At 57.0% G+C, this 15,354-nt stretch carries 13 protein-coding genes; 9 read left to right on the forward strand and 4 right to left on the reverse strand.

Going from position 1 to position 15,354, the window contains the following annotated elements; genetic code table 11:
* Positions 1-127: 127 nt before the first annotated feature.
* The 9 genes from serC (at position 128) to AC07W7_RS10625 (ending at position 10,776) form a co-directional block, all read left to right on the forward strand.
* Positions 128-1,213: a 3-phosphoserine/phosphohydroxythreonine transaminase gene (gene serC, locus AC07W7_RS10585; protein WP_099169153.1), complete on the forward strand. Its 1,086-nt coding sequence runs from the start codon at positions 128-130 to the stop codon at positions 1,211-1,213.
* The gene (pheA, locus tag AC07W7_RS10590; RefSeq protein ID WP_099169125.1) at positions 1,213-2,307 is read left to right on the forward strand and encodes a prephenate dehydratase; all 1,095 of its coding nucleotides are present in this window, start codon (positions 1,213-1,215) and stop codon (positions 2,305-2,307) included. The genes serC and pheA overlap by 1 nt, the downstream gene beginning before the upstream one ends.
* Positions 2,308-2,316: 9 nt before the next feature.
* Complete coding sequence (hisC, locus tag AC07W7_RS10595) at positions 2,317-3,429, forward strand: histidinol-phosphate transaminase (RefSeq protein ID WP_099169124.1); 1,113 nt, start codon at positions 2,317-2,319, stop codon at positions 3,427-3,429.
* A 28-nt stretch (positions 3,430-3,457) separates the two neighbouring features.
* The gene (locus AC07W7_RS10600) at positions 3,458-5,668 is read left to right on the forward strand and encodes a bifunctional prephenate dehydrogenase/3-phosphoshikimate 1-carboxyvinyltransferase (RefSeq protein ID WP_338124433.1); all 2,211 of its coding nucleotides are present in this window, start codon (positions 3,458-3,460) and stop codon (positions 5,666-5,668) included.
* Positions 5,665-6,354: a (d)CMP kinase gene (gene cmk, locus AC07W7_RS10605; protein ID WP_029298696.1), complete on the forward strand. Its 690-nt coding sequence runs from the start codon at positions 5,665-5,667 to the stop codon at positions 6,352-6,354. The genes AC07W7_RS10600 and cmk overlap by 4 nt, the downstream gene beginning before the upstream one ends.
* 122 nt (positions 6,355-6,476) lie before the next feature.
* The gene (gene rpsA, locus AC07W7_RS10610) at positions 6,477-8,171 is read left to right on the forward strand and encodes a 30S ribosomal protein S1 (protein ID WP_029298694.1); all 1,695 of its coding nucleotides are present in this window, start codon (positions 6,477-6,479) and stop codon (positions 8,169-8,171) included.
* A gap of 329 nt (positions 8,172-8,500) precedes the next feature.
* Positions 8,501-8,797, forward strand: coding sequence for an integration host factor subunit beta (ihfB, locus tag AC07W7_RS10615; RefSeq protein ID WP_032888918.1), 297 nt, complete (start codon positions 8,501-8,503; stop codon positions 8,795-8,797).
* Positions 8,798-8,821: 24 nt separating this feature from the next.
* A complete protein-coding gene (locus AC07W7_RS10620; protein ID WP_169898643.1) occupies positions 8,822-9,055 on the forward strand; it encodes a lipopolysaccharide assembly protein LapA domain-containing protein in 234 nt (77 codons plus the stop codon).
* A gap of 368 nt (positions 9,056-9,423) precedes the next feature.
* Positions 9,424-10,776, forward strand: coding sequence for a Wzz/FepE/Etk N-terminal domain-containing protein (locus AC07W7_RS10625; RefSeq protein ID WP_495039268.1), 1,353 nt, complete (start codon positions 9,424-9,426; stop codon positions 10,774-10,776).
* 87 nt (positions 10,777-10,863) lie between these two features.
* Here AC07W7_RS10625 and AC07W7_RS10630 read toward each other — a convergent pair whose 3' ends face one another.
* The 4 genes from AC07W7_RS10630 to AC07W7_RS10645 form a co-directional block, all read right to left on the reverse strand.
* The gene (locus tag AC07W7_RS10630; protein ID WP_495039269.1) at positions 10,864-12,231 is read right to left on the reverse strand and encodes a formyl transferase; all 1,368 of its coding nucleotides are present in this window, start codon (positions 12,229-12,231) and stop codon (positions 10,864-10,866) included.
* A gap of 5 nt (positions 12,232-12,236) precedes the next feature.
* Positions 12,237-13,829, reverse strand: coding sequence for a membrane protein insertase YidC (yidC, locus tag AC07W7_RS10635; protein WP_495039270.1), 1,593 nt, complete (start codon positions 13,827-13,829; stop codon positions 12,237-12,239).
* Between the two features lie 132 nt (positions 13,830-13,961).
* Positions 13,962-14,189, reverse strand: a complete 228-nt coding sequence (locus AC07W7_RS10640) for a hypothetical protein (protein ID WP_495039271.1) — start codon at positions 14,187-14,189, stop codon at positions 13,962-13,964.
* Positions 14,190-14,206: 17 nt separating this feature from the next.
* On the reverse strand, positions 14,207-15,352 hold the full coding sequence (locus AC07W7_RS10645) for a CDP-glycerol glycerophosphotransferase family protein (protein ID WP_495039272.1): 1,146 nt from the start codon (positions 15,350-15,352) through the stop codon (positions 14,207-14,209).
* Positions 15,353-15,354 lie beyond the last annotated feature (2 nt).

Consider the following 15,354-nt stretch of genomic DNA (forward strand, 5'->3'; position numbering starts at 1 on the left):
CGCGAAGGCGGCGTGTCAGTCCATACATGTGCTGGCTGAGACACCGCCTTCGCGAGCAAGCCCGCTCCCACAGGGGTTATGCGTCGAACACGAATTATGTGACCACCAGATCAGAGCGAGATTGGATGTGAGCAAGAGAGCCTATAACTTCTGTGCTGGTCCCGCGGCACTTCCTGAAGCCGTCCTGCAGCGCGCGCAGGGTGAACTCCTCGATTGGCACGGCAAAGGCCTCTCGGTGATGGAGATGAGCCATCGCAGCGATGAGTTCGTGTCCATTGCCACCAAGGCCGAGCAGGACCTGCGTGACCTGCTGGACATCCCGTCGGACTACAAGGTGCTGTTCCTGCAAGGCGGCGCCAGCCAGCAGTTCGCCCAGATCCCGCTGAATCTGCTGCCGGAAGGCGGCACTGCCGACTATATCGACACCGGCATCTGGGGGCAGAAGGCCATTGAAGAGGCCTCGCGCTACGGCAATATCAATGTGGCCGGTACTGCCAAACCCTACGATTATTTCGCTATCCCGGGTCAGAACGAGTGGCAGCTGTCCAAGGACGCGGCCTACGTTCACTACGTGCAGAACGAAACCATCGGCGGCCTGGAATTCGACTGGGTGCCTGAAGTCGGTGACGTCCCGTTGGTGTGCGACATGTCCTCGGACATTCTCTCGCGGCCGATGGATGTGTCGCGCTACGGCATGATCTACGCCGGCGCGCAGAAGAACATCGGCCCCAGCGGCATCCTGGTCAGCATCATCCGCGAAGACCTGCTCGGGCGTGCCCGCTCGGTGTGCCCGACCATGCTCAACTACAAGGTCGCGGCCGACAACGGCTCGATGTACAACACCCCGCCGGCCTTTGCCTGGTACCTCTCGGGCCTGGTGTTCGAGTGGCTCAAGGAGCAGGGCGGCGTGGCGGCCATGGGCAAGCTCAACGAAGAGAAGAAACGCACCCTGTACGACTTTATCGACGCCAGTGGCCTGTACAACAACCCAATCAACCTGAGCCATCGCTCGTGGATGAACGTGCCGTTCCGCCTGGCCGACGACCGCCTGGACAAGCCGTTTTTGGCGGGTGCCGACGCGCGTGGCCTGCTGAACCTCAAGGGTCACCGTTCGGTAGGCGGCATGCGTGCCTCGATCTACAACGCCGTCGACATCAATGCCATCAAGGCGCTGGTGGCCTACATGGCAGAGTTCGAGAAGGAACACGGCTAATGTCTGAGCAAGAACTCAAGGCCCTGCGTGTACGCATTGACGCCCTGGACACCAAAGTCCTGGAGCTGATCAGTGAGCGGGCGCGGTGTGCCCAGGAAGTGGCGCGGGTCAAGATGGCCTCCCTGGCCGAAGGCGAAGTGCCGGTGTTCTACCGTCCAGAGCGCGAAGCCCAGGTGCTCAAGCGCGTGATGGAGCGCAACCAGGGGCCGTTGGGCAATGAAGAGATGGCGCGGTTGTTCCGCGAGATCATGTCTTCGTGCCTGGCCCTGGAGCAGCCCTTGAAAGTGGCTTACCTCGGCCCCGAGGGCACTTTTACCCAGGCCGCGGCCATGAAGCATTTCGGCCACGCGGTGATCAGCAAGCCCATGGCGGCCATCGACGAGGTGTTTCGCGAAGTGGCTGCCGGTGCGGTGAACTTTGGCGTGGTGCCGGTGGAAAACTCCACCGAAGGCGCGGTCAACCACACCCTCGACAGCTTCCTTGAGCACGACATGGTGATCTGTGGCGAAGTCGAGCTGCGGATCCACCACCACTTGCTGGTGGGTGAAAACACCAAGACCGACAGCATCAGCCGCATTTACTCCCATGCCCAGTCCCTGGCCCAGTGCCGCAAGTGGCTGGACGCCCATTACCCGAATGTCGAGCGCGTGGCGGTGTCCAGCAACGCCGAGGCGGCCAAGCGGGTCAAGGGCGAGTGGAACTCGGCGGCGATTGCCGGGGATATGGCGGCGGGCCTGTACGGCCTGACGCGCCTGGCCGAAAAAATCGAGGATCGCCCGGACAACTCCACGCGCTTTTTGATGATCGGCAGCCAGGAAGTGCCGCCGACCGGCGACGACAAGACCTCGATCATTGTCTCCATGAGCAACAAGCCTGGCGCGCTGCATGAGCTGCTGGTGCCGTTCCATGACAACGGGATCGACCTGACACGCATCGAGACGCGTCCTTCGCGCAGCGGTAAATGGACCTATGTGTTCTTTATCGACTTCGTTGGCCATCACCGTGATCCGCTGGTCAAGAGTGTGCTGGAAAAAATCAGTCAGGAAGCCGTGGCCCTCAAGGTGCTGGGCTCCTACCCGAAAGCGGTTTTGTGAGGCTTTGACATGAGTGGCAACTTCCTCGCCCTGGCGCAGCCGGGCGTGCAACAACTGTCGCCTTACGTTCCAGGCAAGCCTGTGGACGAGTTGGCGCGCGAGTTGAATCTGGACCCGGCAAAGATCGTCAAGCTGGCCAGCAATGAAAACCCCCTGGGCCCAAGCCCCAAAGTGCTGACGGCGCTCCGTGAAGCGTTGGCGGACCTGACCCGTTACCCTGATGGCAATGGCTTTGCCCTCAAGTCCCTGTTGGCCGAGAGCTGCGGGGTTGAGTTGAACCAGGTCACCCTGGGCAATGGTTCCAACGACATCCTGGAACTGGTGGCGCGTGCCTACCTGGCCCCGGGCCTGAATGCGGTGTTCAGTGAGCACGCATTTGCGGTGTATCCGATTGTCACCCAGGTTGTCGGCGCCGAGGCGCGGGTGATTGCGGCCAGGGACTGGGGGCATGACCTGCCGGCCATGCTGGCGGCCATCGATGCCCAGACCCGCGTGGTGTTTATCGCCAACCCGAACAACCCGACCGGGACCTGGTTCGGTGCCGAGGCGCTGAACGAGTTCCTGCAGGATGTGCCTGGGCATGTGCTGGTGGTGCTGGACGAGGCCTACATCGAATACGCCGCAGGCAGCGACTTGCCAGATGGCCTGGACTTTCTCGCGGCCTACCCGAACCTGCTGGTGTCACGCACCTTCTCCAAGGCCTATGGCCTGGCGTCGTTGCGGGTCGGCTACGGGTTATCCACCGCCGTGGTCGCGGATGTGCTGAACCGCGTGCGCCAGCCGTTCAACGTCAACAGCCTGGCGCTGGCGGCAGCCTGTGCGGCGCTCAAGGATGCCGAGTACCTGGAAGAAGGGCGGCGGATCAACGCAAGCGGCATGCAACAACTGCAGCAAGGCTTTCGTGAGCTGGGCCTGGGCTGGATCCCCTCCAAGGGCAACTTTGTTTGCGTGGACCTGGGCCAAGAGGCCGCCCCGGTATTCCAGGGCTTGCTGCGCGAGGGCGTGATTGTGCGTCCGGTGGCCAACTACGGCATGCCCAACCACCTGCGTATCACCATTGGTTTGCCGGCTGAAAACAGCCGCTTCCTTGAGGCGCTGGCCAAGGTCATGGCCCGTGGTTGATGTGATTGCAATGCAACCTGCTGTGCCTGTGATCGGTCGCCTGGTGGTGGTCGGTCTGGGATTGATTGGCGGCTCCTTTGCCAAGGGCCTGCGTGAAAGCGGCCTGTGTAGCGAAGTGGTCGGTGTGGATCTGGACCCGCAATCGCGCCGGTTGGCGGTTGAGCTGGGCGTGGTGGATCGCTGCGAGGCGGACCTGGCCGTTGCCTGCCAGGGCGCCGATGTCATTCAGTTGGCGGTGCCGATCCTGGCCATGGAAAAGCTGCTGGCGCTGTTGGCCGGCATGGACCTGGGCCAGGCTATCCTCACGGATGTCGGCAGCGCCAAGGGCAATGTAGTGCGCGCGGCGCGCCTGGCGTTTGGCGGCATGCCGCCGCGCTTCGTGCCAGGGCACCCGATTGCCGGCTCCGAGCAGAGTGGGGTGGAGGCGTCCAATTCCCAGCTGTTCCGTCGACACAAGGTGATCCTCACGCCGCTGGCAGAAACCGACCCGGCGGCCTTGGCCGTGGTGGACCGCCTGTGGCGCGAGCTGGGCGCGGATGTGGAGCATATGCAGGTCGAGCGCCATGACGAAGTGCTGGCGGCGACCAGCCATTTGCCGCATCTGCTGGCCTTTGGCCTGGTCGACTCCCTGGCCAAGCGCAACGAAAACCTGGAGATTTTCCGTTACGCCGCCGGCGGTTTTCGCGATTTCACGCGGATTGCCGGGAGCGACCCGGTAATGTGGCACGACATTTTTCTCGCCAACCGCGAGGCGGTGCTGCGCACCCTGGACACCTTCCGCAGTGACCTGGATGCCTTGCGCGACGCGGTCGATGCGGGGGATGGCCACCAGTTGCTGGGCGTCTTTACCCGGGCACGGGTGGCGCGCGAGCATTTCAGCAAGATCCTCGCGCGCCGGGCCTATATGGAAGCCGCCGCAAGCACGGATGATGTGGTCTTTACGGCCAGCCCGGGCGGTTGCCTGAGCGGCAGGGTGCGGGTGCCGGGCGACAAGTCCATTTCCCATCGCTCGATCATGCTCGGGTCGCTGGCGGACGGTATTACCGAAGTCGAAGGGTTTCTCGAAGGTGAAGATGCCTTGGCGACCCTGCAGGCGTTCCGCGACATGGGCGTGGTGATCGAAGGCCCGCACCATGGGCGGGTGACCATCCATGGTGTCGGCCTGCATGGCTTGAAGCCGGCGCCGGGCCCGATCTATCTCGGCAATTCGGGCACGTCCATGCGCCTGTTGTCGGGTTTGCTGGCGGCGCAGCGTTTTGACAGTGTCCTGACCGGTGATGCTTCGTTGTCCAAGCGCCCGATGAATCGCGTGGCCAAGCCGTTGCGGGCGATGGGGGCGGTGATCGAGACCGGCCCCGAAGGGCGGCCGCCCCTGACCATTCGTGGCGGGCAGGCGCTCAAGGGGGTGGACTACACGTTGCCGATGGCCAGTGCCCAGGTCAAATCCAGCCTGTTGTTGGCTGGCCTATACGCCGAAGGTCGGACGGCCGTGACCGAGCCTGCGCCTACCCGTGACCATACCGAGCGGATGCTGCGCGGTTTTGGTTGCCCGGTGCAGGTCAATGGGGCGACGGCGACGGTTGAGTCGGGTCATGGGCTGGTGGCTACCCGTATCGAAGTGCCGGGTGATATCTCCTCCTCGGCATTCTTTCTGGTGGCGGCCTCGATCGCCGAGGGTTCCGAGTTGTTGCTGGAACATGTAGGGATCAATCCGACCCGTACCGGGGTGATCGATATCCTGCGCCTGATGGGGGCGGATATCATCCTGGAGAACCCTCGTGAAGTGGGTGGCGAGCCGGTTGCAGACCTGCGTGTGCGCGCGGCGCCGCTCAAGGGCATCGAGATTCCCGAGGCCCTGGTGCCCCTGGCGATCGACGAATTCCCGGTGCTGTTTGTCGCTGCCGCCTGCGCCGAAGGGCGCACGGTATTGCGTGGCGCCGAAGAATTGCGGGTCAAGGAGTCTGACCGCATCCAGGTCATGGCCGACGGTCTGCTGGCGTTGGGTGTGAAGTGTGTGCCGACGCCTGATGGGATTATTATTGACGGCGGCGGCATGGCCGGTGGTGAGGTGCATGCCCACGGTGATCATCGGATCGCCATGGCGTTCAGCGTCGCGGCCCTGCGTGCCACTGCGCCGATTCGTATCCATGACTGTGCCAACGTAGCTACATCTTTTCCGAATTTTCTTACACTGTGTGCCCAAGTCGGCATGCGTGTTGCCCAAGAGGCTCAATTGTGAATATCAAAGCACCGGTGATTACCATCGACGGGCCAAGCGGTTCTGGCAAAGGCACTGTCGCGGGCCTGTTGGCCAAGCGCCTGGGTTGGTGCCTGCTGGATTCCGGGGCGTTGTATCGCCTGCTGGCTTTTGCGGCGCGTAATCATGGCGTCGACCTGACCAATGAAGCCTCGCTGGTGCTGCTGGCGGCGCACCTTGACGTGCAGTTCGTCGGCGCGACCGAAGGTCACTCGCTGCGCATCATCCTCGAAGGCGATGATGTGACCGATGACCTGCGTAACGAGCAGGTCGGCTCCTGGGCGTCCCAGGTTGCCGCATTGCCGGCCGTGCGTGATGCCTTGCTGCAGCGCCAGCGGGCGTTCCAGGAGCCGCCGGGCCTGGTGGCCGATGGCCGCGACATGGGCACTGTGGTGTTTCCCGAGGCGCCGTTGAAGATTTTCCTGACGGCCAGTGCCGAGGAGCGGGCGCGCCGCCGTTACTTGCAGTTGAAGGGCAAGGTGGATGGTGTTAGTCTGTCGAGTCTGCTAGATGAGATTCGTGCGCGCGATGAGCGTGACACCCAGCGTGCGGTAGCCCCGCTCAAACCGGCGGCTGACGCCATACAGCTGGATTCCACGGAATTGTCCATCGAGCAGGTGCTGGAACGCATCTTGAGTGAAATCGCCCTGCGCGATATCGCCGGATGACTCAGAGGCAGTGCAGGGGACCAGTCCTAGACCTGCGCTTCTTCTCTTATTATGAACGTAACCCACACCGTCTGGGGTGTGGCAGATGGGCGTATTCTTCGCCCTTATCAACAGGAATTAAAATGAGCGAAAGCTTTGCGGAACTCTTTGAAGAAAGCCTAAAAACCCTGAACCTTCAGGCTGGCTCCATCATCACCGGTGTTATCGTTGATATCGATTACCAAGCTCGCTGGGTAACCGTTCACGCTGGTCTGAAGTCTGAAGCACTCATCCCGCTTGAGCAGTTCTACAACGACGCTGGCGACCTGACTATCAATGTCGGTGACGAAGTTCACGTTGCTCTGGACTCGGTTGAAGACGGCTTCGGTGAAACCAAGCTCTCCCGTGAAAAAGCCAAGCGCGCTGAATGCTGGATTGTTCTGGAAGCAGCCTTCGCAGCTGAAGAAGTGGTCAAGGGCGTTATCAACGGTAAGGTTAAAGGCGGCTTCACTGTCGACGTTAACGGCATCCGTGCGTTCCTGCCAGGTTCTTTGGTCGACGTTCGTCCAGTGCGCGACACCACGCACCTGGAAGGCAAAGAGCTCGAGTTCAAGGTCATCAAGCTCGACCAGAAGCGCAACAACGTTGTCGTTTCCCGTCGTAGCGTCCTGGAAGCAGAGAACTCCGCCGAGCGTGAAGCTCTGCTGGAATCCCTGCAGGAAGGCCAACAAGTCAAAGGTATCGTCAAGAACCTCACCGATTACGGCGCATTCGTCGATCTGGGTGGCGTCGATGGCCTGCTGCACATTACCGACATGGCTTGGAAGCGTATCAAGCATCCTTCCGAAATCGTCAACGTTGGCGATGAGATCGATGTCAAGGTTCTGAAATACGATCGCGAGCGCAACCGTGTTTCCCTGGGCCTGAAGCAACTGGGTGAAGATCCATGGGTTGCTATCAAAGCCCGTTACCCAGAAAGCACTCGCGTTACCGCGCGTGTTACCAACCTGACCGACTACGGCTGCTTCGCAGAGCTGGAAGAAGGCGTGGAAGGCCTGGTACACGTTTCCGAAATGGACTGGACCAACAAGAACATCCACCCTTCGAAAGTCGTACAAGTCGGCGACGAAGTGGAAGTTATGGTTCTGGACATCGACGAAGAGCGTCGTCGTATCTCCCTGGGCATCAAGCAGTGCAAATCTAACCCATGGGAAGATTTCTCTGGCCAGTTCAACAAGGGCGATAAAATCTCCGGCACCATCAAGTCGATCACCGATTTCGGTATCTTCATTGGTCTGGACGGCGGCATCGACGGCCTGGTTCACCTGTCCGACATCTCCTGGAACGAAGTGGGCGAAGAAGCTGTTCGTCGTTTCAAGAAGGGCGACGAGCTGGACACCGTTATCCTGTCGGTTGACCCAGAGCGCGAGCGTATCTCCCTGGGTATCAAGCAACTGGAAAGCGATCCGTTCTCCGAGTACGTTCAAGAGAACGACAAGGGTGCAATCGTTAAAGGCATCGTGAAGGAAGTTGACGCTAAAGGCGCCATCATCACTTTGGGTGACGATATCGAAGCGACTCTGAAAGCCTCCGAAATCAGCCGTGATCGCGTTGAAGACGCGCGTAACGTTCTGAAAGAAGGCCAGGAAGTAGAAGCCAAGATCATCAGCGTTGACCGCAAGAGCCGCGTAATCCAACTCTCCATCAAGTCCAAGGACGAGATCGAAGAGAAAGAAGCAATCCAGAGCCTGCGCGACAAGCCAGCGACCTCTGACATTGCTTCGGGTCCGACCACTCTGGGCGACCTGTTGCGTGCACAAATGGAAAAACAGAACTAAGTTCTGTCAGACCATAGAAAAAGGGCGACTTCGGTCGCCCTTTTTTGTGTCTGGAATTTGGGTTTTGCCCATGGGTGTGATGGGGGTATGGGGCAGGGCTGCCCTGAGGCTGCGTGCGGGCGGCGGGTTGCTGGTTTCGGCACTGCCAGCGCTTTATGGGTAAAACGTCTCCTGTGCGCTCACGGGGCCGAGCTACTGTTCTCGCGGGTCATGTGAGGGTTGCCATGATTTGTGCAAGATAAGTCAAGCTACAGGCTGTTCAAATTCATCTGGTCATGCTAAAACCTTCGGAGCGCTTTTCCTAGCTGCTTGAAAAAGAAGGGAAAAATATGACGAAGTCGGAGTTGATCGAACGAATTGTCACCCATCAAGGGCTGCTTTCATCCAAGGATGTGGAGCTGGCCATCAAGACCATGCTTGAGCAAATGTCCCAGTGCCTGGCCACTGGTGATCGAATAGAAATCCGCGGCTTTGGCAGCTTCTCGCTGCACTACCGCGCCCCACGCGTGGGCCGTAACCCAAAAACCGGCCAGTCCGTCAGCCTCGACGGCAAATTCGTGCCCCATTTCAAGCCGGGCAAGGAATTGCGGGATCGAGTGAACGAAGATGAAGAAGACGGCGTCTGAGTTTTTTTGGGATAGGAGAAGTTTATGCGCGGTGTTAAGCGCGTCGCCCTGGTACTGATTGTGCTGATCGTCGCCTTGGCGATCCTGGCCTTCGTACTGGAAAACCAGCAAGACGTCGCCCTGGCGTTCTTGGGGTGGTCTACACCACAGCTGCCGGTCTCGGTGTTTGTGACGTTGGCGTTGATTGTCGGGATGTTGGTGGGGCCGCTCCTGGGGTTGCTGGCCCAGCGCAAGAGGCGCCAGAAACCCGTAGTGTAGGGCTGATCTGGTGGAGTAGACCGTTTGTCGCCTGTGTTACAGGTTTAAGCCCTCCTTTTGACGTTGGCTCCCCTGGTTGGGAGGTACAAAGCGCTTCTCTGTCCTCAGGAAATAGTGACTTTAGGACTTGTCTGAATCATTTTCCCTGCAATCTCTTCGATAATTAGGAATTACCTGATAGACATGTCAAGTCTTGCAATGTTACAGCGAGATGGCAAAATGCAACCTGTTCTCGATTCCAGTCATTTTGTGTGTCCAGAGCCTGGCAGCGACGCCGGGCGTTTTGGCCGACCCTTATAAATATAAAAAAACCACAAAATCGTCTGCATAACGAGCCCGCAGTTTCTCTTTGAAGGCAGGTTTTTGTTGTGAGTAGTAGCTTCCGTGTGCCCCCCGTTCCCTCGTCTGGCGAGATTGATCTCGTTGCGTTGTTTAATATCGTATGGCGGCAGAAGAAGCTCCTTGCGGCTGTAACTGCTGGTGTTGGCTTGATTGCTGTCGCCTATGCTTTTTTAGCGACGCCTGAGTACAGGGTCAGCACCGTACTTCGCCCGGCTGCGCTCAATGAGCTGGATGCGTTGAATCGCTCCGAGATTTATAAACTTCCTCCTCCAGACGCGCTACTTAAGGTGGGAGCATCCCTTGAGTCGTACGATACCCGCCTGGCTTTTTTCAGGGCTAATCAAAATCTGTTCAAAGAGTTTGAACGACCAGGGCGGACCTTGGAGCAGAGTTTTGAGGAGTTCAATCGCAACTCGATCAAGTTGGTTTTGCCGGACGCCAGCAAGAAAGATTCCTTGAGTGCGTATATCAAGCTTGAAATGAATTACCCGAAAGGAATTGATGGGGTTTCGATTCTCAATGGTTTTGTCGATTACGCAATTGCCAATGAGCGGGAGCAAATAGCTGCGGATTTGCAGGTGATTGTAAAAAACCGTCTGAATGAGCTTGAAGGAAAGTACGATTCCGCACGCAAGAACTACGATATTGAAAAAGAAGCAAAAATTGCTTCTTTGAAGGAGGCCGATGCGACTCGGCGTGCGCAATTGCAGGACGAATTGAAAGCATTGCGCGCTCAGCTGAAGACCCAGCGTGGTGATCGGATGGCCCAATTGAACGAAGCCATCGGTATCGCCAGGTCCTTGGGCATTCAAAAGCCGACGACACCATCTTCCCTGGGTGAGTCGATGCGCTCAGGTGCTTCAAGCGTCATGCGCACCGAGATCAACAATCAGCAAATCCCGCTTTATTTTATGGGGGTAGAGGCGCTCAAGGCTGAGCTGATGGCTCTGCAGCAGCGCAAAACTGATGATTTCACGGAAGGTCGCATTGCGCAGATTGCCAAGGAGCTTCAGATGTTGGCGACCAATCGCGAAATTGAAGTGCTCAACCGTCGGGAAAATGAGGATATCTTCCTTGCCGGTGTGCAGCCGATCCGGGCCGAAATGACTCGCCTGAGTAATTTGAACATCGACATGAGCCGATTGAAGCTCGTGACCATCGACCAGCAGGCGCTGGAGCCACTGTCGCCCGCTAAACCAAATCGACCTTTGGTGGTGCTGATCGGGTTGTTCCTGGGTGCGATCATAGCGGTGTTTGTTGCCTTGGCCCGCCATGCTTTCCGTAGCGCGGACAATAAAGGTGTGCAGTCGGTGAGTTTGGCACAGGCGTCTTTACTAAATGTACCTGAAGGTGCTCAGCGCGAGCTTTCCAAAAGCTGACTGTGGTTGGGTGAGGTAAGCAGTTACTGATACGGAAGATGAACATAAAACAGCCCACTGCGAGTGGGCTGTTTTATTTCAGCTGGATTAGGGTCGAGCCATAGGGAATATCCGATCAAATGCAGCTCTTTGAATCCGCTCGTGCATAAAGTGATATGTCACGCTGGACGCTTCACTTTGAGGGTAGGCTGCAACGCTTGTAAAACCTTCAGTCAAGACAAGTGAGCGTCGTAGTACGCAAGCGCGGATCCATGGATCAAAGAAGGCGTAAGTGGCCCTGTAGAGCGTTTTCAGTTCTGTTTCGGTCGTTGCGCTAGCAAAATCCAGGGTGGGTAAGTAGGCCGCGAAAATAACGTCACCGTCGTCAATACCGGGTGCCATATAAAAGCACGTAGCCGAAGTTCGGCCTGTCATGAGGTGTGACCACAGTGCACAATCTGCTCCACGTACATCTGGCAGGTAGCCGGGATGTATATGAATGAACTTGAGCGAGCTGATTTCCAGCAGCTTTTTGGGGACGATACCCCCGCCGGTGAACAGAATTTGTGTTTGGGGAAGGGCGGTCAATCGAGTGTAGAGCGCTTCGTCCGCCAGATTATCAATCATCAGTGTTTCGACATCGGCGCAATACTCCCCTAAATCACCAAGTGCCAAAGCGTCGTCGATCACTTCCTTTGAAAAGACCAGGCCGCTTTCAATGGTGCTCCTTACGCGCTGATACAGGACGGTTTCGGTTTTCTGCAGTGTTGCTGACCAATGGTGGATGCTGTTTTTTTGCTTGGATTGCGCATAAGCCAATTTCATCAAGCCTGGAAGGAAACGCCCTACAGGCTTTTTGGTCGATAGATCGTTCCTGGCTACTAGATGGATAATTTTTTCAGGCTTGAGATCCATGCTTTTCAGTGTTGCCAGATAGGCTCGTGCAATGGGACCTTCCCAAAACAGCACGGTCAGGGGAAGGGCGCCTGGGGGCATCACCTCTGGTTTAACAAGGTCTTCGGTTGGTGGCGTATTAGCATGTTGCAACGTCTGAAGGAACTTCTCGGCCTCTGTGTTGATAAGGGAGAGCAGTTCTTCGGTCAGCACGACTTTGTTGGCGCTCAGATAATCGAGCAGTCGGAGTATAGCGTTTAGCCGCTTTATGGCGCTGCTGACGTTTCCGGCGGTAGATAGGCGCTGGAAGTCCTTGAATAGCAGCAGCAAGGCAAGAGGCAGTAGCTCAGCGGCTAGCGGTGTGCTGGACGTGCGTGCGCCATTCTCAAGATAGCTGTCGTAGACGCAGCGGGAGATTTCGATCCGTTTGGACAGAAATTCGATGGTCTGGAACTCTGCATCCGCCCAGTCGTGCATGCTTGCGCAGGCGGCAAGTCGGGAGGCGGTATCAAAGTAGATGCTCGGATTGGTAGCGGTGGTAGTTGCTGGCAAATAGTTATCGATATAGCGTTCGAGCATCATCCTGATCACCCTGCCTTGGCTAATTTTTGATGGACAACCTGCAAAATGTTGGCGACGGTCCAGTACAGCACCATCCCTGAAGGGAAGGAGTAAAACAGCAAGAAGAACCCCAGGCCCATCAACCCGGTTGTCAAGCTTTGACGAAGCGAAGACTTGCCATCCGAAGTAGGGGAAGGGTTGAGCTTGATGCTCAGCAGGGTGGTCAGTGACATCAATACTGGCAGCAGGTTGAAATAGGAGCCGAATAGCGGCAAGTCGATGCCCAGCGAGAACAATTGATCTGGCTCAGCCAGTGTCTTCATCCACAGGAACGATGCATCGCGCAGTTCGAATGTCTGGCCCAGCAGGTGATAAAGCGCAACAAAGATAGGTACTTGAATCAGTACGATCAAAAGAGGTTTAAGTCCTGCCAAAGGGCTTACTTTATGACTTTCATAAAGTTGCAGGATGCGTTCACTTTGTTCGCCGCCTTTAAAGTTTTTACGGATTTCCTGCAGCTCGGGCTGAATGCGTGCTTGAATGGCTGCAAATTTTTTCTGTGCGGAGATCGCATTTTTGGCAATGGGATAGACGGCCAGGCGTACCAAGAAGGCCAGCACGATAATAGCGATTCCCCAACTCCCTACCCACTGCTGGATGAAGTGCAGTATGTGCATAATCCCCAGGCTCAGCCCGCGCATCCAATCCCAAAGTCCTGAGAACAGTAGCCCTCCCAGATCAGGATCCTGGGCGGTCAACGCTTTGTAGGCTTTGCCGCCACCGAACACACTCCACTGATAGTTTTGCTGTTGGCCGTTGGCGCTGTCGGAGAGCGGCAGGGAGATATCAATGGAGGTTTCGAAGGCCGCGTGGTCAGCGTCACCGTCTGGTTCTGCCGGGGTGCTGGCAAGCCAGGACGAGCGTCTGGCCGGGTCGTTGGCCGGGGTCAGGATCAGGGCCAGATAGCGACTTTGCAGACCTATCCAGTTCCATTTTCCGGCTTCCTGCGAGCTATAGCCCTGTGGCATATCCTGATTGTTCAGGCGCAGGGTCATCACACCGTCAGGTGTACCGTAAGCCAGTTCGGTAAATGAATAGATACTTTGCCCCATTCCCAGGCCAACCGCTGGGACTTCTCCGATGCCAGGGCCTACCACTAGGTCAAGACGATCGGCTTTGTTCAGTTCAAGCTGTTTAAAGTCCAGGTCCAGAGTGAAGTCTGTGCGCCAGTGATGGTCGAGCAAATGCCAGGTTTTCTTGAGGCTGAATGGTAGGTCGTTGCTTTCGAGGCCGAGTACCAGGGTGTCATGCCCCTGGGTCAGGACTTTCCAGCCGCCGGCCAGTTTTTCCCAGTCCCTGAGACTCTTGCCTGCTAATTCTCCACGTAACAAAAACAGTTGACCTCTGGGGGCCGCCATGTCTTGGGTATTCCCCTGAGGGCCATGAAGTTGTAGTAGCGACCAATGCCGAACGGTGCCTGACTCTAAGTTAAACTCCAAGTGTAAACTTGAATTGCTTAGTGTAATGGGTGGTAGATCGGAGGCGCTTGCAATATTAATAAATAGCAGGAATAACCAGCCGAGCCAATTGCACTGATAGAGTTTTTTTGACTTTTGCATAAGAGTGACTTTTGGCAGCGTTCGGTGAAGGCAGAACTTGAGTGGGTGTCTCAACTCATGGATGAGCGAATGCGTATGCCAGCCTGCGACAAACATTGGGTCTGGCAGACTGGACTCTAGAAACCGGCGGTCTTACTTTTTGTCGGTGTCGGACTCTTTCTTCATCACGTCTTTACGCAGGCCAAGCATGCGCAGGAGGCGGTGCCAGTAGAGTTTCAGCACCATAGCAATGGCTGCCAACGCCCCCAGGATACCCTGAAGCATGGCACTACCAGTGCCTGGATCAAGGTATGCAAATGCGTTGATTGGCAGCAATACCAGGCAAAGCAGAGCAAATACGGAGAAATTGGATTTTTTCATGATAAAGCGCCCCATCATTATTTAATTAAAGAAACCAAGTAGTCGGCGGCTGTATCGCCGCTTCGACCGCTGTTATAAACCCAGCGTTGACGTGTCTGGTGCAGCATTATTTGCCACTTGTGCGAGTCAGTTGCCATTGTTTGTGCAATGTCACCTAACTTCGACAGTTCATCCGTTGATACAACAACACCAACTTTATCGCGTATCTGTACCTCAATAGGCTCAATGCCGATTTTGGTATATTCCGGGTTCAGCACTTTGCGGGGAACGTCGGCAAAGATAATCGGCCGTTCCAGCCCGAATGCGAATTCCAATGCTGCGCCGGACCAATCGCTGAGCATGATATCTGAATCACGTAATGACGTGGTGCCATCACTGTCTTCGTCCATCTGAAAGCGTGGCTCATCGCGAAAATAGGCACAGATTTCATCAAGGGCTCGTGGAGCCAGTTTACGAGTACGTGGGTGCGGACGCAAAATGACCCTTAGCCCCGCATCGATAAGGGGTTTGATTGCATCGATCCCATGCCGCTCTATCAGGCCATTTCCGCCCCACGTAGGAGCCACAAGGATCTGTGCCGGGGCATCACTGCGTGAGGGCGGCCCTTGGCGACCGGTTTGCATGATGGTATCCAGCCGACCGTATCCGTGTTCAACCAGTGTCTTGGCAGGCAAGCCGAGCGCCTGCTCCCGGGCTCTGGTCTCGGCAACGTGGTGGGGGCCTACACATAGGATTGAGTCGAAATGATCGAACGCTGCTGCACGGTAGATCATGTGGGTGCTGACGATCGAGTGGTGCAGGTAGACGTAATGCACCGAGAACGGAGAGCGCTTGATATGAAAACTCTGCAGGTCCGGCATGGTCATCAGCAGGACGTCGGCATCCAGTGAAGCGAAGAACAATGTACGCACGCTGCCTTCGCCGATATAGAAGGATCGCATGCCTATCGGCGGGCTTTGCAGAAGCGGATCGTTCTCGGCTGACGTGACGTAAAGCACCGGCGTTTCATGACGGCTTTGCAGTGCGGCGAAGACAGGCTCGAAGTACGACCAGTAGCCTCGGCCTTCCGAGTAGAACACTATCTGGCGTTCACTACGGGGCACGCTTTTAAACGCTTGCATGCCGCGCCATTCCCTGAGCATCTTGCGTAGTCCGGCAAGCATGC

It is taken from the genome of Pseudomonas sp. GW821-FHT01D09, assembly GCF_059422465.1.

Bases quoted from the DNA above. Each gene is read 5' to 3' on its own strand.
- pheA (WP_099169125.1), top strand. From the start codon at position 1,213: ATGTCTGAGCAAGAACTCAAGGCCCTGCGTGTACGCATTGACGCCCTG.
- hisC (WP_099169124.1), top strand. From the start codon at position 2,317: ATGAGTGGCAACTTCCTCGCCCTGGCGCAGCCGGGCGTGCAACAACTG.
- rpsA (WP_029298694.1), top strand. From the start codon at position 6,477: ATGAGCGAAAGCTTTGCGGAACTCTTTGAAGAAAGCCTAAAAACCCTG.
- ihfB (WP_032888918.1), top strand. From the start codon at position 8,501: ATGACGAAGTCGGAGTTGATCGAACGAATTGTCACCCATCAAGGGCTG.
- AC07W7_RS10620 (WP_169898643.1), top strand. From the start codon at position 8,822: ATGCGCGGTGTTAAGCGCGTCGCCCTGGTACTGATTGTGCTGATCGTC.
- AC07W7_RS10630 (WP_495039269.1), bottom strand. From the start codon at position 12,231: ATGATGCTCGAACGCTATATCGATAACTATTTGCCAGCAACTACCACC.
- yidC (WP_495039270.1), bottom strand. From the start codon at position 13,829: ATGCAAAAGTCAAAAAAACTCTATCAGTGCAATTGGCTCGGCTGGTTA.
- AC07W7_RS10640 (WP_495039271.1), bottom strand. From the start codon at position 14,189: ATGAAAAAATCCAATTTCTCCGTATTTGCTCTGCTTTGCCTGGTATTG.
- AC07W7_RS10645 (WP_495039272.1), bottom strand. From the start codon at position 15,352: ATGCTTGCCGGACTACGCAAGATGCTCAGGGAATGGCGCGGCATGCAA.